Origin of the sequence: Streptomyces sp. W1SF4, assembly GCF_003950035.1 — a bacterium.
Taxonomy (GTDB): Bacteria; Actinomycetota; Actinomycetes; order Streptomycetales; family Streptomycetaceae; genus Streptomyces; species Streptomyces racemochromogenes.
Genome location: NZ_CP034350.1, coordinates 363688 through 386381 on the forward strand (window position 1 = coordinate 363688; position 22694 = coordinate 386381).

Genomic DNA, 22694 nt, shown 5'->3' on the forward strand with positions numbered 1-22694 from the left:
GCCCCACCCTTCTTGCTAGCAGGGTCGCGGGCCCGCCGCCCTGTCGGAGGGGGCCGGTCCAGTGACGGGGAGCCGGCGCGAGGGCAGCGGCGCGGTGTGCCGGCCGGGTACGGGGCGTGCCAGGTGCGGCGGGGTCCGGTCGGCGGGCTCCTTGCGCACGAAGGCCCTGCGCAGCGCGTGGTAGGGGGCCGCCGGGTCGTGGAAGGTCTCCCGCATCCGGGCCAGTTCCGCCTCCCGGTAGGCGGCGAGCGGGGTGGCGGCCTCGTCGCGGTCGCGGCGGGCCTTCTTGCGGGCGATGGCGGAGTGGATCGCGGGCGAGGCCGCGAGGCGGACCGCGAGGCGGGCGCTTTCGCCGGCGAAGTCCTGCGGGCCGCAGTCGAGGGTCCGGTCGGTGAGGCCGAGGCGGCGGGCGGCGGCGGCGCTGAGCGGCAGGGCGTCGGCCATCAGCCGTTCGGCCACGCCGGTGCCGGTCCGGCGGGGCAGGGTGTAGGTCCAGTACTCGGACCCGTACAGCCCCATGAGCCGGTAGTGCGGGTTCAGGACGGCGCCGGACCTGCACCAGACCTCGTCGGCGGCCAGGGCGAGCATGGCCCCGCCGGCGGCCGCGTTCCCGCCGACGGCGGCGACGACGAGCCGGTCGGTGGTGGTCAGGACCGCCTCGACCAGGTCGTCCATGGCGGTGATGTTGGCCCAGGACTCGGCGGCGGGGTCGGCGGCCGCCTCGATGACGCCGAGGTGGATGCCGTTGGAGAAGAAGTCGCGGGTGCCGCCGAGGACGAGGACGGAGGTGGGGCGGGAGCAGGCCTCGCGGTAGGCGGCGAGCAGGCGGCGGCAGTGGCCGGTGCTCATGGCGCCGCCGGGGAAGGAGAAGGTCAGGAAGCCTGCTCCGCCCTGTTCCCGGTAGCGGATGTCGGTCCAGGTGCGGGCGCCCGCCGGAGGTACGTGGAGGGGGGCGGGGATCTCGGGGAGGGCGGGCAGCCGGTCCCCGAGGGCGAGGACGGCGGGGAGCTTGACGGGGGCCGCTTCGCCGGGGGCGCGCTTGGCGCGCAGTTCGGGGATCCAGACGGCGCCGTCGCGGGTGGCCCGGCAGATCCCTCCGGCGCGGGTGGCGAGCAGCCGGCCGGGGCGGCCGCGGAGGGTGTCCTCGGGGTGGCCGCCGTGCAGGAACCACTGGCCGCCGAGGAGGTCGTCCAGCACGCCGGGCCGGGAGTCGGCGGCCCGCAGGGCGCGTACGACGGTGTCGGTGCCGTCGTGCTCCCAGTCGATCCGGCGGTGCGGCTGGCGCAGGTAGGGGCGGGCGGTTGCGGGGCCCTGCGGGGCCGGGGTGTGGCTGCCGGAGGCGAAGCGCTCGACGGCGAGCAGGACGGCGGCGAGGGCGGCGTCGGAGACCTCGCCCCGGTAGGCGTCGCTCTTGCCGACGGGCGGCAGCGTGCAGTCCGCGGTCGCCCAGACGTCGCCGGCGTCCATCTCCTCGTCGGCCTGCAGGACGGTGACGCCCCAGCGGGTCCGGTCCTCGGTGACGGCCCAGTCCAGGGAGGAGGGGCCGCGGTCGCCGAGGGGTCCGGGGTGGACGATCAGGCAGGTGTACGCGGACCAGACCTCGCGCGGGACGGCGGTCTTGAGCATCGGCGCGAGGACCAGGTCCGGGTGGTGGCGGCGGACGGTCGCGGCGAGGTCCGTGCCGGGCAGGGCCAGTTCGAGCGCCACGCTGTGTCCGTGGTCGCGCAGTTCGGCGTGGACCCGTTGAGTGAGGCTGTTGAAGGCGCTCGCGACGAGCAGGACGTGCACGTGATCTCCCAGGCGTCCGGAACCCCGCGATCGGCGGGCGGTGCGGGTACGGCCGCTGGCGATCGTGGGCCCGCGCCCCGCGTGGCGTGCCGCAGCCCGGCAGGGGTGTCACCCGGAAGGGGGGCCCGGGGTCCGCCACCTGGTGGATCGGCGGTCCCGGTCAGCGGTCGTCGCTCTCGCTCTCGCTCTCGGGGCGGGGGCCGTACGCGGGCCGCTGGGGCCGGGCCTGTTCCTCGCGGCCGATGCCGGGGCGCTGCTGCGTGGCGGTGTGGCCGCCGGCCTCGTCGTCGGGGGTGGCGTCCCCGGCCCGCCGGGTCCCGCCCTCCGCGCAGTCGTGCCGCCGGCGCTCGCTCATGTCGTACTCCTCGTCTTCCGGGCCTCCTCCGGCTGCGTCTTCCGGGCCTCCTCCGGCTGCGGGTCCTCCTCGGAGGTGTAGCGGATCCGGGCCCACAGGGGCAGCGCGTACCAGCACAGCAGGTACCAGGCGACCACGGCGGAAACCAGCCAGGGCACGAGGGCGTCCGGTGCCGCGACCCGCAGCACGAGGAGGAGCGCGGAGGTGCAGGTGGCCAGCAGCAGGAGGATGCCGGCGAAGGTGAGGCGCGAGGCCCAGAGCACGGCCTCCGGCTTGATGCGGCGCCCCGAGACGATCCGGTGGAAGGAGACGGGGCCGATGAGCGCGCCGGTGGCCAGGGCGCCGAGGACGACGGTGGCGGTGTAGATCGCCTTGTCGGTTTCGGCCAGTCCCTGGAAGTGCGCGGTGAAGGGGACCGTGAGCAGGAATCCGAAGAGGATCTGCACGCCGGTCTGCGCGACGCGGATCTCCTGGATCAGTTCCTGCCACTGCCGGTCCGCCCGCTCCTCCGGGCTCTCGTCGCGTCCCTGGGCCCTCTCTCGCGGCATACACGCCTCCCTCGTCCACCCCGGCGCCTGCCCGGCGGGCGCGCCGATCAACCCTCCCGGGGACGGGACTCCCCGGAATCAGACCTTCCGCCCCTATGCCCTACCGGCCGGTAAGTGCGCAACGTCGACCGTTCCTGCACATTCTTTTTCTTCGCCCTTTACCGGCCCTAGGGGTTTCAATCGTGTGATCGGCGTCACAGGACCATTTCCTGGACAGCCCGGCGTAGATCAAGTTTCGATATGGCCTGCGCGGCCGACGATCTCGGTCCGCAGCCACGGGGAATTTCCCGAATCCTGTCGTCGGCAACGGCGCTTGACGAGGAGTGGGGGGCGTGTCAGTGATCCTGGCGTGCGTCAGAGGAAGAATCACGGCGTCCGTTCTCGGCGGCGCGGACCGCGTTGCGGCAGGCCGATGCTGAGCCGACTACTCCCGCCCGCCGGTCCGGCGCGCGTCCTCACCGGCATCACCCTGGTGCACACCCTCGGGCAGGGCCTGTGGATGGCGCTCAACGCCATCTTCGCGACGGCCGTGCTCGGGCTGACCCCCGGCCGCTTCGCCCTCGGCGTCGGCGTCGCCGCCGGCATCGCCCTCCTGGTCAGCACCCCGACCGGACACCTGGCCGACCGCATCGGCCCGCGCTCCGTGCAGATCTGGTCCTTCATCGCCCTCGGGCCGCTCACGGCGGCCCTGCTGGCGGTGCACGACTTCACCTCGTACCTGCTGGTGGTGAGCGCGCAGGCGGTCGCCTACAGCGCCAGCCGCAGCGCCCGCATGGCCATGGTCGCCGGACTGGTGCCGCCGCAGGACCGGGTCACCGTCCGCGCCTACCTGCGGGCCACGAGCAACGCGAGCGTCTCGGTGGGCGCCGCCCTGGCCGGCCTGCTGCTCGCCGCCGACTCGGTCTGGGCGTACAAGGCGGCCGTGGTCTTCAACGCCTCCACCTACCTGGCGACGGGACTGCTCACCCTGCTGCTGCCCGCGGTGGCCGCGCAGCCGGCCCGCCCCGGGCCCGCCCTGACCGTCCTGCGCGACCGCCCCTACCTGGCGTTCGTGGTGCTGGACGGCCTGCTGTCCATGCACAACCTGCTGCTCGACGTCGTGCTGCCGCTGTGGGTGCTGCACCGTACGAACGCGCCCCGGTGGATGATCGCCGCGATCCTCCTGACCAACACGGTCGCCGTGGTCCTGCTCCAGGTGAGGGCCGCGCGCGGGACGGACGAGCCGGGCGCGGCCGCCCGGGCCTCGCGGTCCGGGGCGCTGTGCCTCGCGGTCGCCTGCGTGTTCTTCTCCTTCAGCGGCGGGGTCTCCGCCACGCTCGCCGGAGCGCTGCTGCTCCTGGGCGCCCTGGCCCACGTCCTGGGCGAGATCCGGCAGTCGGCGGGAAGCTGGGGGATGTCGTTCGCGCTGGCGCCCGAGCACGCCCAGGGCCAGTACCAGGGCACGTACGCGATGGGCGCGGACCTGGGCAAGATGATCGCCCCGGCCCTGCTGACCTGGCTCGCCGTCGACCACGGCGGCCCGGGCTGGCTGGCCATGGCCCTCGGGTTCGCGCTGGCCGGAGCCGCCATGCCGCGCATCGCCGAGCGGGCCCGGCGGGGCCGGGAGGCCGCCCCGGACGCCGTCACGGCGTAACGGGGCACCGGGGGCCCGCATTCCGTCCGAATTCTCCGCCATTCAATTCCCTGTTCCGGTTCCGGAGTTTTTCCGCGCCGTCGCACCGTTTCCGCATTCCGGGCGGGTGACGTAGCGCCGAGTGTGAATGCCCTGTCGCGGCGCAATTCGACCGCGCGGGGTCCGTAAATGTGCGCCGTGGGTGTATTCGGCATGTCCGCCGCACGGCAGGTGAACGAAATGCAGACGAGGGGACCATCACTGTGGGCGACATTTCCGCCGACTCACCGCAGGCCCTGCAACTGCCCGTGCGGGACGCCGGACACGGCGCCCCGGACGGCGGGGGCAGCGCAGCGCACTCCTGGTCCGGCGCGGTGCCGCCGGGCGGCCGGGCCGCCGGAGCCGCGGCCGCCGACCTGTGGCACGCCGCGTTCGCCGTGCTCGTGCACCGCTACAGCGGTCAGGACGACATCGTGCTGGCCCGGGCCGGCGGCGCGCACGGCGCGCCGGTAGCCGTCCGGTCCGTCCTCGCACCGGACCAGACCCTTGCCGCCCTCGCGCTGGGACTCGCCGCCGCCCACCGGCAGACGGTACGGGACCGGGTGCCCGGCGCGGCGGCCGACCTGGGCGGCGGGCTGCGGGCGGGCTTCCTGGAGTCGGACGGCACGGCCCCGGTCCCGGAGGACCTCGCGCTCCTGCTGGAAGCCCGGCCCGCGCCGGACGGCCGCCCGCTGTTCACCCTGCACTACGACCGGACCCTGTTCCCCGCCGCGCTGATCGAGCGGATGGCCGCGAACCTGGACACGCTGCTGGCGGACGCGGCCGCCCGCCCCGGCGCCCCCGCGGCCGAACTGGCCCTGCTGTCCCCGCGGGAGCAGCGCCTGCTGCGCGCCTTCAACGACACGGCCCGCCCCTACGACCGCGACACCCCGCTGCACGCCCTCGTGGAGGCCCAGGCCGCCCGCACCCCCGACGCCCCCGCCGTCGAATGGCGCGGCGGCGTGCTCACGTACCGCGCCCTCGACGCCCGCGCCAACCGGCTGGCACGGGCCCTGGCCTCCCACGGCATCGCCCCGGGCTCCCGCGTCGGCCTCTGTCTGGGCCGCACGCACCACGCCGTCGCCCTGCTGCTCGCCGTGCACAAGGCGGGCTGCGCGTACGTACCGCTGGACCCCGCCTACCCCGCGGACCGGCTGGCCGCCATCGCCGGCACCGCCGACCTGGCCGCCGTCGTCCACGACGGCGACGGGGCCCCGGCATGGCTCGACGGCGGGCCCGTACGGGCGCTGCCCTGGCGGGAGCTGTCGGAGAAGGCGGAGACCGAGGACGACCGCTCCCCGGCCGTCACCGTCGGACCGCAGGACACCACCCACCTGATCTACACCTCCGGCTCCACCGGCCTGCCCAAGGGCGTGGTGATCAGCCACCGCAACGTGGCCGCCCTCCTCGCCTGGGCCGAGGAGACGTACGGGGACGAGGACCTGCGGCGGGTGCTGTTCTCCACCTCGCTCAACTTCGACCTGTCGGTGTACGAGCTGTGGGCCCCGCTCACCCGGGGCGGCTGCGTCGTCGTCGTGGACAACGTCCTCGCGCTCACCGAGGACGAGGGGCTGCGCCCCACCCTCGTCAACACCGTGCCCAGCGCCCTGAACGTACTGCTCCAGCGCGGCGCGGTGCCCGCCTCCACCCGCGTGCTGAACGTGGCCGGCGAACCGCTGTCCCGGGAACTGGTGAACGAGGCCTTCGCCTCCACCGGCGTCGAGCGGCTCTACAACCTGTACGGGCCCTCCGAGGACACCACCTACTCCACCTGGAAGTGCTTCACCGGCCCCACCGGCGGCGCGCCCACCATCGGCGTGCCCGTCCACAACACCACCGCCCACCTCCTGGACCCGCTCGGCCGGCCCGTGCCGCTCGGCGCCACCGGCGAGCTCCACCTGGGCGGCGACGGCCTGGCCGCCGGCTACATCAACGACCCCGAACGCACCGCGGCCTCGTTCGTCGACGCCCCCGCGCACCTCGGCGAGGTGCCGGGCGGGCGGCTGTACCGGACCGGCGACCTGGCCCGGTGGACGGAGGACGGCGAGCTCCGCTTCCTGGGCCGCCGGGACAACCAGGTCAAGGTGCGCGGCTTCCGGATCGAACTCGGCGAGCTGGAGGCGGCGCTGCGCGGGGTCGTGGGCCTGAAGGACGTCGCGGCCCTGGCCGTGCGCACCGACGGCGACACCCGGCTGGTCTGCTACGTCGGCCTGGAGGACGACACCGTCACCGTCGAGGCCATGGCCGCCCATCTGCGGGCCAAGCTGCCGCACTACATGCAGCCCGCGCGGATCGTCGTCGAGGAGCGGCTGCCCCGGCTGCCCAACGGCAAGGTCGACCGGGGGACCCTGGCCGCCCGGGACGTCGACTGGGGGCGGCCGCCCGGTGACGGCACGGACGGCGACGCCTTCGACGACCCTGACGAGGCCGAGGTGGCGGGGATCTGGTCCGAGCTGCTCGGCCTGTCCCGGGTCTCCCCCGGCGTGGACTTCTTCTCCGTGGGCGGCCACTCGCTGCTCGCCACCCTGCTGGCGGCGCGCCTGTCCGACGCGGCCGGCCGGCCCGTCCGGGTGGCGGAGACCTACCGCCACCGCACCCTCGCGGAGCAGGCCGCCCTGCTGCGCCGCACCCGCGGGGAGGCGGCCGCCGCCGGGGCGTCGGCGGGGCCGGCGGAGCGGCGGCGCGCCGTCGCCGACACGCTGCGCGAGTCCGCGCGCGGCCACGGCGTACCGGGAGCCGGCGCGGCCGTGTTCCTGGACGGGGAACTGGAGCTGACCTACCACGGCGTCACCGACACCGTCTCCGGCGCCGCGTACGGGCCCGCCACCCGCCAGCGCGTCACCTGCGTCACCAAGCCGATGCTGGCCTTCGTCGCGCTGCGCCTGGTGGACCGGGGCCTGCTGGGGCTGGACCAGCCGCTGGACGAGCTGCTGCCGCAGGCGTTCCGGCGCCGCGACGGGGGCACCGTGAAGGTGACGCTGCGCCACCTCCTGTCGCACACCAGCGGGGTCGACGACTCGTACGAGGTGTGGCACGACACCGGCCTGCCCGACCTCGGCTCCTACATCGCCACGCTGCCCGCCTACGGCCAGCTGTTCGAGCCGGGCGAGGTGTTCGCGTACTCGGCGGTCGGCACCTCGATCGTCGCCGCGCTGATCGAGAAGCTGCTGGGCGTGCCGTGGCGGCGCGCGGTGAACGAGCTGCTGCTCGCCCCGCTCGGCATCCGGGAGGTTCCCGAGGCCCTCACCGAGGGCGGCCACTACGGGGGCACGGTCTCGGCCGGCTACGTGTGGACCGAACGGGTCGAGGGGTACGTGCGCCACGACCCGCCGCCGCAGACCATCGCCGACGACGCGGCCGGCTCCTTCTCGGTCTGCCTCACCCTGGAGGAGCTGGCGAGGATCGCGATGCTGGCCGTCGACGACGGGGTCGCCCCGGGCGGCGAGCGGCTGCTCTCGGCCGAGCTGGCGCGCCAGATGCGCACGCCCCAGATCCCCGTCCCCGGCCACCACTTCATGCACGCGTGGGGCCTGGGCTGGCTGATGTTCGGGCCGTCCGCCTTCGGCTTCAACTCCAACGGCAGCGGCCACCACAACTTCATCCAGATCTTCCCCGAGCAGCGCTCGTTCCTGCTGCTGCTCGCCAACGCGTACCCGGCCTTCGGGCTCTACGAGGACCTGCTGCGGTCCCTCACCGGCGAGGGGCTCATCCGCACCGGCCGCCCGTTCGAGATGGAACTCGGCGACTGCGCCGGCCTGTACGCCTCCGACGGCTACCGGCTGGAGGTGCTGCGCGGCACAGAGCACCTGCGCTACGCGTACTCCGAGCGGCAGCCGGACGGCACGTGGCTGTGCCTGGACGAGGGCGACCTGGTGCTGTCCGGCGCCGGCGGCTTCAGCTCGATGTCCGAGAAGAACATCCTCGCCGGTTCGATCTCCTTCATCCCCACCCCCGGTACCGCCGTCCCGGGATTCGTCCGCATCGGCCAGCGCTTCGCGAGGAAGACACGATGACCGACCCACTGCACCCCCCGCACCCCTCCTCATCCGAGGCCCGGCACGTGGTCTTCGTGACCTGGAAGGCGGGCAACGCCCCCGCGTTCGAGGCCGCCAAGCGGCTCGGGCACCACGTCACGCTCATCCGCTCGCTGCTCATGGAGCAGGCGCAGAACATCGACTTCGACGCCTCCCCGTACGCGCGTTTCGTCGACCGGGTCCACGTCCTGAAGGACGCCACCGACGCCGGTGCGCTGCGCGCGTGCGTGCTGGAGGTCCACCGGGAGCGGCCGGTCGACGGCTTCGTCGCCACCGTCGACGCGCTGGTGGTCCCCGTCGCGCGGATCGCCGAGGAGATCGGGGTGCCGTTCACCGACGCCGCCGCGGCCGAGACGGCCAAGCAGAAGGACCGCTGCCGTCAGGTGCTGGCGGCGGCCGGGGTGGACACCACCCGGTACGCGGTCGTCGGCGGGTTCGAGGAGGCCTCGGCCTTCGCGGCGGCCGGCGGGTACCCCGTCGTCGTCAAGCCGGCCCGGGGCTCCGGGAGCGAGGGCGCCCACGTCGTCGCCGACGAGGAGCAACTGGCCGCTGTCCTCGCCGGGGCCCCGGACGGCGCGTACGCGGCGGGCATCCTCGTCGAGGAGTACCTCAGCGGGCGGTTCGTCTCCGCGGAGATCGGCCTGGTGCGCGGGCGGTTCCTGCGGCTGGCGGTCAGCGAGCGCTCGACCTGGCACCGGCACGAGGCCCTGGAGACCGGTACGACGATCCCGGCGGGCATCTCCGCCGAGGAGCACGACCGGGTGATGCGGTTCGCGCAGGACGTCGTCGCCGCGGTCGGCCTGCGGCTCGGCGTCTTCCACGTGGAGGTGATGCTGGGCGCGGACGGCACGCCCCGGCTGATCGAGCTCAACCCCCGCATCATGGGCTCCTGCCTGCCGAACCTGTTCCGTCTCGCGGGCGGCGGGGACATCTTCGAGCTGCTCGTCCGGATCCACCTGAACGAGGCGGTCGAGCGCGGCCCGACGTCCTTCGACGGCTACGCCACCGTCCGCTGGTTCGGTGCCGCCGACGCGGTGGCCACCCCGGAACGGGTACCGGACCTGGACTGGGCCGCCGAGCGGTACGGCGACAGCCTGCACTCGTTCACGGTCCGCTTCCCCGAGGGCGCCACCCTGCTGCCCTGCCGGGGCAACCTCGGGAACTTCGGCGAGGTCCAGGTCGTGCACCCCGACCGGGCGACCTCGATACGCATCGCGCAGGACATCGTCGCCGGCACCGCCGAGCGGCTCGGTTTCGAGGTGACGAGGTGAGGACGACGACCACGACCGCCTTCTTCGACCAGACCCGCCGGCAGCTCGCCCGGCTGGGCCTGCCGGACGGGGACCCGCAGCTCACGCCCGACTCGGAAGCCGTCTTCGCCGACGGCGGGCACTTCCGCATCGAGGTGCCGACGGTGAACTCGGTGGGGGCCGCCGAGCGGCTGCTGAACGAGAGCCGGCGCCGGGGCTTCACCGTCAACCGCATCACCGAGACCCGCGGCATGTACCGGCACACGGCCCGCGAGATCGGCGAGTACGTGGCGCTCGGCGAGGAGTTCGGCGCCGAGGTCCTGATGTCGGTCGGCCCGCGCGCCACCAACGACATCGGGGCCGGGGCGCAGACCCCCGAGGGGGCCCGGATCGGCTACCGGCTGCGCGGGCAGGAGCAGATCGTGCGCGCCGTCGAGGACGTCAAGCGCGGGATCGGCCTGGGCGTGCGCGGGTTCGTCGTCTACGACGAGGGCCTGCTGTGGGTGCTGGGGCGGCTGCGGACCGCCGGCGAGCTGCCCTCCGGGATCCACCTGAAGGTGTCCGCGCACTGCGGGCAGGGCAATCCCGCGTCGGCGCAGATGCTGGAGATGCTGGGCGCGGACAGCTTCAACCCGGTGCGCGACCTGACGCTGCCGATGATCGCGGCGCTGCGCCAGGCGGTGACGGTCCCGCTGGACCTGCACGTGGACAACCCGCGGAGCTCGGGCGGGTTCATCCGCACCTACGAGGCCCCCGACATCGTGCGGGTGGCGGCGCCGGTCTACCTGAAGACGGGCAACAGTGCCCTGGACGGGCACGGGGTCAGCCCGTCGCCCGCCCAGCTGGACGACATCCTGCGCCAGGTCGAGCTGGTCACCGAGTTCGTCGGCCGGCACCACCCCGGGGCCCGGCAGAGCCGTGCCGGCCGCGCCGCCCGTTCCCTCGAAGCCGCCGGGAGCGCCCCCGCCCCCGGCCGCCGCACGGAGGTGTGAGCCATGTGCCGCATCCACGGCTGCTTCGGCGGGGAGCCCGCCGGGCGGGAGGTGCTCGACGCCGTCGCGGCGGCGATGTTCGAGGGCGGGCCGGACGCGCAGACCGTCCGCCGCGGTGACGGCTGGGCGCTGGGCAACAACCGGCTCGCCATCCAGGGCATCGCCTCCGGCGACCAGCCCTTCGTGCGCGGCGCGCTGTGCTGCGTGTTCAACGGCGAGATCTACAACCACCGGCAGCTGCGCGCCGAGCTGGCCGCGCACGGCTACTCCTTCGAGGGCGACTGCGACGGCGACGTGCTGCTGCCGCTGTACGAGCTGTACGGAGACGCCTTCACCAGCCGGCTGGAGGGCATGTTCGCCATCGCGGTGGTCGACGAGCGGGAGGAGCCGTGCCTGAAGCTCTTCACCGACCACGCGGGCATGAAGTCGCTGTACTACTACGTGTCCGCCGACGGCCGCCGGCTGTGCTTCGCCTCCGAGCTGCGGGCGCTGTCCCGCTTCCCGGACTTCCCCGACGAGCTGGACCCGCTCGCGGTCGACCGCTACCTGGGCGGGAAGGCGGTCTGGGGCCCGGGCACCGTGTACACCCGGGTCCGCACCCTGGAGCCCGGCTCGGTGCTCCGCTTCGCGGCCGGCCGGGAGAGCCTCACCCGCACGGCCCTGGAGCCGGCCGAGGTCGACTGGCCCGGCGGCGAGCCGACCGTGGAGGTGGCGGCGGAGCTGCTGGACGGGCTGCTGCGCACCGAGATGGGCCGCATGCTCGACGCGGACGTCCCGGTCTGCGTGATCACCAGCGGCGGGCTCGACTCCAGCTACACCACCGCCCTCGCCGCCCACCTGGTGCCGGACGTGGCCTCGTTCAACATCGCCTACCGGGGCGACTGGCCGGCCGACGAGCGCCACTGGGCGGCCGAGGTGGCCCGCCACTGCGGCACCGAGCACCACCAGGTGCTCCTGGACCCGGCGGGGTTCCCGGAGCTGGTGGAGCGGTTCACCCGCCACCTCGACCAGCCGAACAACGCCCCGCACAGCCTGAGCACCTTCGCCCTGTTCGAGGCGGTGCACGAGGCCGGGTTCAAGGTGGCCCTGACGGGCGACGGGGCGGACGAGCTGTTCGCCGGGTACGCGCGGTTCACCAAGGCGGACCGGGACGGCGACGTGGCCTGGCACCGGGCCTACCAGGACACGATGGCCGTCGCCGGCCCGGCGGCGCTCGGCCGGCTGTACACGCCCGCCCACCTGGACCGCGTACGGGCGGCCGGCGGCCACTTCGGGGACCTCAGCGGCGACGAGCTGGCGCGCCGGGTGCGCTCCGGCCCGCACGGGAAGCTGGAGACGCTGCTGCGCTACGACCAGGCGGAGCGGTTCCCCTACTACATCCTGCGCCGCGTGGACCACCTGAGCATGGCCCACTCGGTGGAGGCGCGGATCCCGTTCCTCCAGCCGTCGGTGATGCGCCTGGCGCACGCGCTGCCCGCCGCCGTGAAGGTGGCCGGCAGCACCGTGAAGGCGCCGGTGGCGCGGGCCGCCCGGCGCTGGGTGCCGCGGAGCGTCGTCGAGCGGCCCAAGCAGCCGTTCACCCTGCCGGTGGCGGCGATGATCCGGCCGGGCGAGGCCCTGTACGACATGGTCGGCGACGTCCTCCTCGGCCCCGGCGCCCGCTGCCTGGACTACGTCCGCCGGGACGCGGTCCGCGAACTCTTCCGCTCCCAGACCGAGAGCCCGGGGGCACACGCCGCCGAACTGCTCTGGTCGCTCCTGGTCCTGGAGACCTGGCTCTCCGCCCGCGGCCTGACCCCCGCGCCCCTCACCCCCACCTCCTGAGAAACGAGACAGGACATGACCGACACGCCCGAGTCCCGCCCCGCGATCACCTCGCTCCTGGCCGGCGTCACCAAGGCGGACATCCGCCGCGACCCGTTCCCGCACGTGGTGATCAGCGACGCCCTGCCCCAGGACCTGTACGACGCCCTGGCGAAGTCGATGCCGACCGCGGAGTACATCGGCGAGCGGATCGGGAAGCCGATCACCTCGAACGAGCGCTACAACTACATGTCCGAGATGATCCTCGCCGACGACACGATGGCGCAGGTCTGGAAGGACTTCGTGACCTACCACGCCTCCCCGGCCTTCTACGAGGAGTTCCTCGACCTCTTCCAGGAGGACCTGCTCGCCAACCTGCCGGAGGCCGAGGAACTGGTGGGCCCGCTGCGCGAGCTGCGCGTGGGCCGGCGCAACCGGGACGCCTTCGAGACGCACGACATCCTGCTGGACTGCACGGCCGTCATCAACTCGGCGGTCACCGGCCGCCCCTCGGCCTACCGCGGACCGCACGTGGACAAGCCGCACAAGCTCTTCGGCGGCCTGTTCTACATGCGCCTGCCCGAGGACGACGCGACCGGCGGCGACCTCGTCCTCTACAAGTACCGGCCGGGCGCGCACAAGTTCCACACCAGTGCCTCCGAGTACGGTGACAACCGCTTCGACATCGACCCGCAGTACGTCGAGGAGGTCACGACCGTCCCGTACCGGAGCAACACCCTGGTGCTGTACCCGATCAACCCGCTGGCCCTGCACGGGGTGTCGGTGCGCGCCCTGACCCAGCACCAGCGGCGCTTCGTCGCCCTCGTCGGGGACCTGCCGCGGCAGCTCTTCGACCTCGCGCTCTGAGGAGGAGACCGCTGTGATCCCCTTCGACCAGCGCACCGGCAAGATCTGGTACGACGGCTCCCTCGTGGACTGGGCCGACGCCCGGCTCCACGTGCTGAGCCACGGACTGCACTACGCCTCCAGCATCTTCGAGGGCGTCCGCGTCTACGGCGGCGAGGCGTTCATGCTCAGGGAGCACATCGCGCGGCTCGGCGCGTCGGCCCGGATCCTGGACTTCGAGCTGGAGCACACCGAGGAGGTGCTGTACGAGGCCACCCGCGCGGTGGTCGCCGAGGCCGGCATCACCGAGGGCTACGTCCGCATGAACGCCTGGCGGGGCTCGGAGATCATCCAGACCGCGGCGCTGAAGACCTCCGTGCACACCTCGGTGGCCGCGTGGGAACTCCCGGCGGGCTACTACGCGGCGGAGGACGCCGTGGACCAGGGGATCTCGCTGGTCACGGGCCGCTACCGCCGGCCTTCGCCGGAGTACGCGCCGGTCAAGAGCAAGGCCGCCGGCAACTACATGATCGGCACGGTCAGCAAGAACGAGGCGCTGCGGGCGGGCTTCGACGACGCCCTGCTCCTCGACGACCGCGGGAACTTCGTCGAGGCGACCGGTGCGCACCTGTTCTTCACCAAGGGCGGGGCGCTGTACACACCGACGACCCGCTGCACCATCGACGGGATCACCCGGGCGTGCGTGCTGGCCATCGCCAGACGGGAGGGGATCGAGTGCGTGGTCACCGACCTGCCCCCGGCGTTCGCGGGCGAGGCCGACGGCGCGTTCCTGTGCGGGACCGCGTGTGAGATCCTCCCCGTCGGCCGCCTCGATGATCATCACTACGACGTCGGCGGCAACGCGGTGACACGCACGATCGTCACGGCTTACCGGAAGCTCGTCCGGGCCCGGTAGGAGCCGTCGCGACAGGGAAACAGGCCCCCTCCAGGGGGCCGCGGGAGCAAGGGCACGTGCATGGGAGCGGTAGAGGCTCTGGAAAAACTCGCACCGGTGGTGCTGGCCTTCGGTTGCGGGGTCGTCCTGGCACGGCGGAAGGTGGTGCCGGCCGAGAGTTCCAAGGTGTTCGCGGACTACGCGTTCCTCTTCGCCGTGCCCTGCTTCCTCTTCGGGAACATCTACCGCAGTGACCTGGGGGCCCTGTTCAACTGGCGGGCCATCAGCGGGTACGCGGCCGCCGCGTGCGCCGCGGCCGCGCTGATCGGCGTACTGGCCTGGGTCCTGGGCGTACGCGATCCGCGCGGCGTGGCGCTGCGCATCATGGCGGCCGTCCAGGTGAACACGGCCTACTTCGCCGTGCCGGTGTTCATCATGCTGTTCGGGAACGCGGCACCGATCTTCCCGGTGCTGCTGTTCCAGGTGTGCGTGCTGTCCCTGATCATCATCTCGATCATGGAACTGGGGCGGCCGGACCGGGTCGGGAGTCCGGCCCGGCGGCTCGGGTCGGCCGTCGCCGCCTCGCTGATGACCCCCGTCGTGATCGCCTGCAACGCGGGCATCCTGCTCAACCTGCTGCCCGTCACGGTCCCCGGGGTCGTGCTCGACAGCTTCACCTTCGTCGGCGACAGCGCCTCGCCCGTCGCGCTGTTCGCCCTGGGCCTGCACCTGGGCGGCAGCGGGATCAAGATCCGCGGCACCACCCTGGAGGAGGTCTGGATCACCGGTTTCAAGTGCGTGGCGCTGCCGCTGATCACCTACGCCGTGTGCCGCTTCGTCTTCGGGGTGGAGGGCGAGTGGCTGAGCTACCTCGTCCTGATCGCGGCGATGCCCGCGCCCCAGAACCTGTTCATCTTCGCCCAGCGCTACGACGTCGGGGTCGACATGTCGGCCTCGCTCGTCATCAAGAGCTCGGTCGTCGCCCTGCTGCTGCTCCCCCTCTGGACGCAGCTGGTGGCCCATCCCGGCTGAGCCACACCCGATCTTCCAGAAAGGCACAACCGTGACGCAGACCGCGCAGCCCACCAGGATCTCCGTCGAGCAGGTGGCCGGCCGCATCGGCGCCGAGATCTCCGGGGTCGACCTGGGGCAGGAGCTCGACGAGGCCGTGGTGGAGCAGATCCGCCGGGCCGTCCTCGCCCACCGGGTCGTCTTCTTCCGCGGCCAGGACATCACCCACGCCCAGCACATAGCCTTCGGCCGCCGCTTCGGCGCGCTGACCCGCCGCGAGGGCAAGAAGCACGGCGTGCACCCCGAGGGGTACCCGGAGATCCTCACCGTGGACCCGAAGGCCGACACCGAGCGCTACGGGGCCGACTTCGAGGAGCACTACCGACGCAAGTGGACCTCCCCGCTGGCCGGCTGGCACAGCGACCTCACCCAGGCCGTCAACCCGCCCAGCCTCTCGATCCTTCGGGCCGAGCGGACCCCCGCCTTCGGCGGCGACACCCAGTGGACCAACACGGTCGCCGCGTACGAGGGCCTGTCGGCGCCGCTGCGCGAGTTCGTGGACGGGCTCACCGCCGAGCACGCGTTCTTCACGGCCGTGCACCTGCGCCACTCCGACGAGCGGGACCGCGAGATCCTGGGGCTCTACTGCGGGGACCCGCAGGTGGCCGTCCACCCGGTGGTGCGGGTCCACCCCGAGACCGGCGAGAAGGCCCTGTTCGTCAGCCCCGGCTCGACCACCCGGATCACCGGGTTCACCGAGCTGGAGAGCCGCCACCTGCTGGAGCTGCTGTTCCAGCACCTGACCAGCGCCGAGTACACGGTCCGCTTCCGCTGGGAGCCGGGCAGCATCGCCCTGTGGGACAACCGCAGCACCTGCCACTTCGCCCCCACCGACTTCGCCCACCTCGACGTCGACCGGGTGATGCACCGCGTCACGGTCCTGGGGGAACCGGCGCGGGGACCGCACGGCTTCGTCTCGCAGCTCGTGGAGGGGGAGCCGATGCGGGCCTGGTAGACGGCCCGCCCCGGCGGGCATAGAGGTCGGGCCACGGACGTACCGACCCCGGAGTGCCCCATGAGCCCCAGCTCCGCCCCTGCCCCCGTCCCCCCGCCGGAGGGTCCCCCCGACGGGGGAGCGGCCGTCTCCCGCCGCGAGTTCGACGCCCTGTTCGAGGCGGTCCGCACCTGGGGCCGGTGGGAGGCCGGGGCTGCGGGACGCGGCGCGTGGAACGGGGTGACGCCGGACCACGTGCGCGGGGCCGCCGCGCTGGTCCGCTCGGGGACGGTCGTGCCGCTCGGGCGCCCCTGGGACACGGCCCCCGGCCCGGACAACGCGCGGCCGGCCCTGCACCACATGACCGACCTCGGCGACGTGGAGGACCCGGAGCCGTCCGCGTACAAGGACTTCCTCGGCGCGGACTACCACGGCAAGTCGGTCAGCCACCTCGACGCGTTGTCCCACATCGGCTACCGGGGGCGACTCTACGACGGCCGCGCGGCGGACGAGGAGGCCGGCGCGGGCGGCGTCCGGTTCGGCTCGGTGGCGGCCCTCGGCCCGCTGGTGGCCCGGGGTGTGCTGCTGGACCTGCCCGCGGTGCTGGGGGTGCCCTGGCTGGAGCCGGGGCACGCGGTGCGGGCGCGGGACCTCCTGGCCGCGGAGGAGGCGCTCGGCGTGCGGATCGGGGAGGGCGACGCGGTCCTGCTGCGCTCCGGCCGGTTCCGCCGCCGGGCGGAGCTGGGCCCCTGGGACCCGGCAACGGGCAGCGCCGGCTGGCACGTGGACGCCGTACCGCTGCTGGCGGAGCGGGGCGTGGCCCTGCTCGGCGCGGACGGGGACAGCGACGTGCGGCCCTCGCCGGTGGAGGGCCTGCACTCCCCCGTCCACGCCCTCGCCCTCACGGCGATGGGGGTGCCCCTCCTGGACAACCTCGACCTGGAGGCGCTGTCCGCCGCCTGCGCCGGGGCGGGCCGCCACGCGTTCATGCTCGTCGTGTCCCCGCTGAACGTGCCGGGCGGGACGGGTTCACCGGTCAACCCGGTCGCCGTGCTCTGACCGCCCCCGTACCGGCCGCCCCGGCAAAACGTGAGGAATATACTCAAAATCCGGCTATCGAGGTGCTCCGACGAGGGATGTGGTGCACATGGGGGTCGTGGACGACCGCACCGGCCCCGTGCGGTCCCGTGACCGGTTCCTGCACGGCGGGTCCGCGGAGTCGGTCGTACGGAGCGTGCGCAGCCCGATCCTGAGTTCGTGGCAGCGCAGCCTGCTGCTGGGACTGTCGCCGGACCAGACCGAGCTGCCGTTCACCGAGGACTTCGACGCGGAAGGCCCCGTCGTCCGCGCCGCCGCACCCGTGCTCGACCGGCTGGCGGCGCTCTTCGCGGGCAGCCGGATGAACATCTGCCTCGCCGACGGCCACGGCACCGTGCTCGAACGCCGCTTCGGAGACAGGTCCCTGCCGGCCCGGCTGCCGGCCATCCAGACCGAGCCCGGCTTCGTGTTCGCCGAGCGGGTCGCGGGGACGAACGGGATCGGCCTCACCCTCGCTGAGCGGCAGCTCGTCCAGGTCAACGGCGCCGAGCACTTCGCCGAACGCTCCCAGTCCAGCGCCTGCACCGCGGCTCCCATCCGCGACCAGCTCAGCGGGCACATCGAGGGCGTCCTGTGCCTGGGCTACCCGTACACCGACGCGGACCCGGCGCTGGCCGCGGTCGTCCGCCGGGCCGCCGAGGCCATCGAACGGCGGCTGATGGAGCAGAGCACGGCGCGCGAGCGCGGGCTGCTCCAGGCCTATCTGGAGGCCGCGAACCTGGTCCGGGCCCACGGGGACGCCCTGGACGGGCATCCGGTGACCCTGGCGGAGCTGCTGCTGAGCGAGCTGGAGGAGAGCGACCACACGACCCTCAAGGAGAAGGCCACCGAGCTGCTGTCCGGCGCGCGCCGCGCCGCCGCGGAGGTCTCCCTGTCCCACGGCCGCCGGGTCACGCTCGTCAGCCGGCCCGTGACCAGCCCGGCCGGGGTGGAGGGGATCGTCGTCGAGGCGCTGCTGCCCGACGAGGAGGAGCACCACGCGCCCGCCCCCGCGCCCGCGCCCGCCCCCGCGCCCCTGCACGCCCACGCCGCCGCGCCCGCGTCCGGGAGCGCGCCCCCGGCCCCCGGCGCGGTGCGCGGGCTCGTGCTGGTCGGCGAGCCGGAGGTGGGCAAGTACGCCGTCGCGGCACGCCGGCGGCTGGAGCTGCTGGCCGAGGCCAGCACCCGGATCGGGACCACCCTCGACGTCGGCCGCACCGCCCGGGAGCTGGCCGAGACCGCGGTCCCGAGGCTGGCGGACTTCGTCACCGTCGACGTGCCCGCATCCGTGCTGCGCGGCGAGGAGTCCGGCGACCCGACCGGGGAACTGCACCGCACGGTGGTGCACGGCATCCGCGACGACTGCCCCTTCTACCCGGTCGGCGAGCGGCTGGTGCTCCGCCCGACCACGCCCCACATGCGCTCCCTGGCCACCGGGCAGCCGGTGCTGGAGCCCGAACTGAAGGCGGCCTTCGGCTGGATCGCCCAGGACCCGGTCCACGCCGAGCTGCTCCTCGCCCACAACATCCACTCGCTGATCACCGTGCCGCTGCTCGCGCGGGGCGTCGTCCTCGGCGTGGCCTGCTTCTACCGCTCCCGCAACCCCGCCCCGTACGGGGACGACGACCGCTCCCTCGCCCAGGAACTCGCGGCCCGCGCCTCCCTGTGCATCGACAACGCGCGCCGCTACACCCGCGAGCACACCCTGGCCCTGAGCCTCCAGCGCAGCCTGCTCCCCCACGGGCTGCCCGAGCAGAGCGCCGTCGAGGTGGCCCACCGCTACCTGCCCGCCGAGTCCGGGGTGGGCGGCGACTGGTTCGACGTCATCCCGCTGTCCGGTACCCGCGTCGCCCTCCTCGTCGGCGACGTCGTCGGGCACGGACTGCACGCCGCGGCGACGATGGGCAGGCTGCGCACCGCCGCCCGCAACTTCGCCGAACTGGAGCTGGCCCCCGACGAGCTCCTCACCCACCTGGACAACCTCATGGTCCGCCTGGACCGCGAGGAGGGCGGGGACGACCCGTCCGCCGGCAGCACCGCGATCGTCGGCGCCACCTGCCTGTACGCGGTCTACGACCCGACCACCCAGCGGTGCACGATGGCCCGCGCCGGCCACCCGCCGCCCGCCCTGCTGCTGCCCGACGGCAGCGTGACCTTCCCCGACCTGCCCGCCGGGCCGCCGCTGGGCCTGGGCGGCCTGCCCTTCGAGTCCGCCGAGGTCCACCTCCCCGAGAACAGCCGGCTGGTCCTCTACACGGACGGGCTGATCGAGGACCGCCACCGCGACATCGACCTCACCCTGGAGGAGCTGCACCGCACCCTCGCCGCCGACCCCGGCCGCTCCCCCGAGGACACCTGCCGGGCCATCCTGGACGCCCTGGCCCCCGAGCACCCGGCCGACGACATCGCGCTCCTGGTCGCCCGCACCCGCGCCACTCCCCCGGACCGGATCGCCGCCTGGGAGCTGCCGGCCGACCCGGCCCGCGTCTGCGACGTCCGCGCCGCGGCCGTGGAGCAGCTCGGCCGGTGGGGACTGGAGGAGTCCGCCTTCGCCACGGAACTGCTGCTCAGCGAGCTGGTCACCAACGGGATCCGGTACGGCGGCGGCGGGCCCGTACGGGTGCGCCTGATCCACGACCGCACCCTGATCTGCGAGGTGTACGACGCCAGCAACACCGCCCCGCGGATGCGCCAGGCCGCCAACACCGACGAGGGCGGCCGGGGCCTGTTCCTGGTGGCCCAGCTCGCCCAGGCGTGGGGCACCCGCTACACACCCGACGGAAAGGTCATCTGGGCGGAGTTCGCCCTGGACGCGGCGTGACCCGGTCCGGGCGGGGAGGTCATCTAGAGTCGAGGAATGAGCCCACCTCCGCGTCCCGGTGGAGAACCCCTCGTCCGCGTGCGCGGTCTGCGCAAGCACTTCGGCGGCACCCTCGCGCTGGACTCGGTCGACCTCGACCTGTACCGCGGCAGCGTGCTGGCGCTGCTCGGCCCCAACGGCGCCGGGAAGTCCACCCTCATCAAGGTGCTCGCCGGGGTCCACCACGCCGACGCGGGCGAGGTGACCGTCGCGGGCCGGCCGCTGGGCTCGCACGGGGCCGGCCGGCACCTGTCCTTCATCCACCAGGACCCCGGGCTGGTCGAGTGGATGACGGTGGCCGAGAACGTCGCCCTGGGCACGGGCTACCCGCGCCGGGCCGGCCTGATCTCCTGGCGGCGGACCCGGGAGCGCTGCGAGGAGGCCCTCGACCTCGTCGCCGGGCACCTGGACGCCGGTGCCCCGATCGCCGGCCTGGCCCCGGCGGAGCGTTCGCTGGTCGCCATCGCCCGCGCCCTGGCCGCCCGGGCGCAGGCCATCGTCCTCGACGAACCGACCGCCACCCTGCCCGCCGCCGACTGCGACCGGCTGTTCGGCGTCCTGCACGCCCTGCGCGACCGGGGGCACGGCATCCTCTACGTCAGCCACCGGCTGGACGAGGTGTACCGGGTCGCCGACGCGTTCGCCGTCCTGCGCGACGGCCGCGTGGTGGAGCACGGCCCGCTCGCCGGGTACGACCCGGGCCGGCTGGTGCGGGCCGTCGCCGGGCACGAGCCGGCCGTCCGCCGCCCGGCCGGGCCCGCGGCGCCCGCGGCCGGCCCGCCCCTGCTGCGCCTGGACGGCGTACGGGCCGGGCACGCCGGGCCGGTCGGACTGGAGCTGCGCGCCGGCGAGATCCTCGGCATGGTCGGCCTGACCGGCGCCGGGCACCGGGAGCTCGGCCGTGCGGTGGCGGGGGTCCTGCCGGTGCGCGCGGGGCGGCTGCTGCTGGAGGGCCGTCCGTACCGGCCGCGTACGGTCAGGGAGGCCGTCGGCGCCGGTGTCGGCTTCGTGGCCGGCGACCGCCAGGCGGAGGGCTGCGCCCCGGAGCTGACGGTACGGGAGAACTTCCTGGCGAACCCGCGCGCCGCCGGCGTGCCCGCCTGGCGCTGGACCTCCCCGCGGCGCGAGCGCGCCGAGGCGGCCGCGCTGATCGACCGGTTCTCCGTCCTGCCCCGGGACGGCGAGGTGCCCATCGCCACGCTGTCGGGCGGCAACCAGCAGAAGGTGATGGTCGGCCGGTGGCTGCGGGGCGGGCTGCGGCTGCTGGTCCTGGAGGAGCCCACGGCCAGTGTGGACGTGGGGGCCAAGGCGGTGGTCCACCGCCTCCTCGACGAGGCGGCCGCGTCGGGCGTGGGGGTGCTGCTCGTCTCCGCCGACTTCGAGGAGGTCGCGGACCTCTGCCACCGCGCGCTGGTCCTCGTCCGCGGGGCGGTGGGCGCCGAACTCGCGGGCCGGGAGCTGACCGTGGCCGGGCTCACCCGGGCCGCCTCGGCCATCCCGGCCGTCACCGGAACCGCGACGGGCCCATGAACCCTTCCCCACCACGGCGGTCCCCGCTGGAGCGGCTGCGCGGGCACCACGTCGGCAGCTACGGCCTGCCGGTCCTGGCCGCGCTGCTCTTCCTGGTCTTCTCGCTGCTCCTGCCGCAGACCTTCCCCACCCGCGACAACGTCTCCGCGATCCTGTCGAACCAGGCGGTCCCGGCCGTCCTCGCGCTGGGGGCGACGATCCCGGTCGCCACCGGCAGGTTCGACCTGTCCATCGGCTACGGGCTGGGCCTCGCGCACGTGCTGGTGATGCGGCTGGTCGTCACGGAGGGCTGGCCCTGGCCCGCGGCCTGTCTGGTGGTGGTGTGCGGGGGCGCGGTGGCGGGGGCGCTGACCGGTGTGATCGTCGAGTTCGGGCGGATCGACTCCTTCATCGCCACCCTGGGGACCGGCTCCGTGATGTACGCGCTCACCGGGTGGATCACCGGCGGCGCCCGGATCGTGCCCGGTCCGCAGGGCCTGCCGGCGGGCTTCACCGCCCTGTACGACGCGCGGCTGCTGGGCCTGCCGCTGCCGGCCTTCTACGTGCTGGGGGTGGCGGCCGTGCTGTGGGTGGTGCTGGAGCGGCTGCCGGCCGGCCGGTACCTGTACGTCATCGGCTCGAACCCGCGGGCCGCCGCCGCGATCGGCATCCCCACCCGCGCCTACTGCGTGGCCGCGTTCGCCGGCTCGGGCCTGGTCACCGGCTTCGCCGGGGTGCTGCTCGCCGCCCAGCAGCGGACCGGCAACCCGAGCACGGGGCTGGACTACCTGCTGCCGGCGTTCGTGGGCGCCCTGCTCGGCTCCACGACGATCAGGCCCGGCCGCGCCAACGCGGTCGGCACGCTCGTGGCCGTCGCCGTGCTCGCCGTCGGGCTCGCCGGGATCGGCCAGCTCGGGGCCCCGTTCTGGGCCACCGCGCTGTTCAACGGCGCGACCCTGCTCATCGCCGTGGGGCTGGCCGGCTGGACGGCGCGCCGCCGGCTGGACGCCGGTGCCGCGGCCTCCCGCGGGCCGCACGCACAGGAGCCTCCCGCCCCGGTCCAGGCCGGCCCGTCGTAGTA

The 22694-nt window shown here is 74.2% G+C and carries 15 protein-coding genes and 1 pseudogene; 13 read left to right on the forward strand and 3 right to left on the reverse strand.

The window, feature by feature from the left end; all coding sequences use genetic code 11:
- Nucleotides 1-15: 15 nt before the first annotated feature.
- From D1J60_RS01965 to D1J60_RS01975, 3 genes are all read right to left on the reverse strand, one after another.
- A complete protein-coding gene (locus tag D1J60_RS01965) occupies nt 16-1788 on the reverse strand; it encodes a hydrogenase maturation protein (RefSeq protein ID WP_125819870.1) in 1773 nt (590 codons plus the stop codon).
- A gap of 160 nt (nt 1789-1948) precedes the next feature.
- Nucleotides 1949-2143, reverse strand: coding sequence for a hypothetical protein (locus tag D1J60_RS01970; RefSeq protein ID WP_125819871.1), 195 nt, complete (start codon nt 2141-2143; stop codon nt 1949-1951).
- The gene (locus D1J60_RS01975) at nt 2140-2691 is read right to left on the reverse strand and encodes a DUF6328 family protein (RefSeq protein ID WP_125819872.1); all 552 of its coding nucleotides are present in this window, start codon (nt 2689-2691) and stop codon (nt 2140-2142) included. Before D1J60_RS01975 ends, D1J60_RS01970 begins: the two co-directional genes overlap by 4 nt.
- A 412-nt stretch (nt 2692-3103) precedes the next feature.
- On the opposite strand from D1J60_RS01975, the gene D1J60_RS01980 reads away from it, so the two are divergent.
- The 13 genes and pseudogenes from D1J60_RS01980 to D1J60_RS02040 all read left to right on the forward strand — a co-directional run.
- Nucleotides 3104-4324, forward strand: coding sequence for an MFS transporter (locus tag D1J60_RS01980; RefSeq protein ID WP_125819873.1), 1221 nt, complete (start codon nt 3104-3106; stop codon nt 4322-4324).
- Nucleotides 4325-4566: 242 nt separating this feature from the next.
- The gene (locus tag D1J60_RS01985) at nt 4567-8355 is read left to right on the forward strand and encodes an amino acid adenylation domain-containing protein (protein ID WP_241253105.1); all 3789 of its coding nucleotides are present in this window, start codon (nt 4567-4569) and stop codon (nt 8353-8355) included.
- Complete coding sequence (locus tag D1J60_RS01990; RefSeq protein ID WP_125819874.1) at nt 8352-9647, forward strand: ATP-grasp domain-containing protein; 1296 nt, start codon at nt 8352-8354, stop codon at nt 9645-9647. Before D1J60_RS01985 ends, D1J60_RS01990 begins: the two co-directional genes overlap by 4 nt.
- Nucleotides 9644-10618: a U32 family peptidase gene (locus D1J60_RS01995; protein ID WP_241253106.1), complete on the forward strand. Its 975-nt coding sequence runs from the start codon at nt 9644-9646 to the stop codon at nt 10616-10618. The genes D1J60_RS01990 and D1J60_RS01995 overlap by 4 nt, the downstream gene beginning before the upstream one ends.
- Before the next feature lie 3 nt (nt 10619-10621).
- Entirely contained in the window at nt 10622-12442 is a 1821-nt protein-coding gene (gene asnB, locus D1J60_RS02000; protein WP_125819875.1) for an asparagine synthase (glutamine-hydrolyzing), read from the forward strand.
- A gap of 15 nt (nt 12443-12457) precedes the next feature.
- A complete protein-coding gene (locus D1J60_RS02005; protein ID WP_125599502.1) occupies nt 12458-13288 on the forward strand; it encodes a hypothetical protein in 831 nt (276 codons plus the stop codon).
- A 13-nt stretch (nt 13289-13301) separates the two neighbouring features.
- Complete coding sequence (locus tag D1J60_RS02010; RefSeq protein WP_125819876.1) at nt 13302-14183, forward strand: aminotransferase class IV; 882 nt, start codon at nt 13302-13304, stop codon at nt 14181-14183.
- Nucleotides 14184-14243: 60 nt separating this feature from the next.
- Nucleotides 14244-15194, forward strand: coding sequence for an AEC family transporter (locus D1J60_RS02015; RefSeq protein WP_125599495.1), 951 nt, complete (start codon nt 14244-14246; stop codon nt 15192-15194).
- Nucleotides 15195-15225: 31 nt separating this feature from the next.
- Nucleotides 15226-16188, forward strand: a complete 963-nt coding sequence (locus D1J60_RS02020) for a TauD/TfdA family dioxygenase (RefSeq protein ID WP_125819877.1) — start codon at nt 15226-15228, stop codon at nt 16186-16188.
- A gap of 60 nt (nt 16189-16248) precedes the next feature.
- The gene (locus D1J60_RS02025) at nt 16249-17226 is read left to right on the forward strand and encodes a cyclase family protein (RefSeq protein ID WP_125819878.1); all 978 of its coding nucleotides are present in this window, start codon (nt 16249-16251) and stop codon (nt 17224-17226) included.
- Nucleotides 17227-17314: 88 nt separating this feature from the next.
- Nucleotides 17315-20065: a SpoIIE family protein phosphatase gene (locus tag D1J60_RS02030; protein ID WP_125819879.1), complete on the forward strand. Its 2751-nt coding sequence runs from the start codon at nt 17315-17317 to the stop codon at nt 20063-20065.
- Nucleotides 20066-20101: 36 nt separating this feature from the next.
- Complete coding sequence (locus D1J60_RS02035) at nt 20102-21634, forward strand: sugar ABC transporter ATP-binding protein (RefSeq protein WP_125819880.1); 1533 nt, start codon at nt 20102-20104, stop codon at nt 21632-21634.
- Nucleotides 21631-22692 (forward strand): annotated as a pseudogene (locus tag D1J60_RS02040) (ABC transporter permease); the annotation flags it as partial. The gene D1J60_RS02035 and the pseudogene D1J60_RS02040, both read left to right, overlap by 4 nt.
- Between the last annotated feature and the right edge of the window lie 2 nt (nt 22693-22694).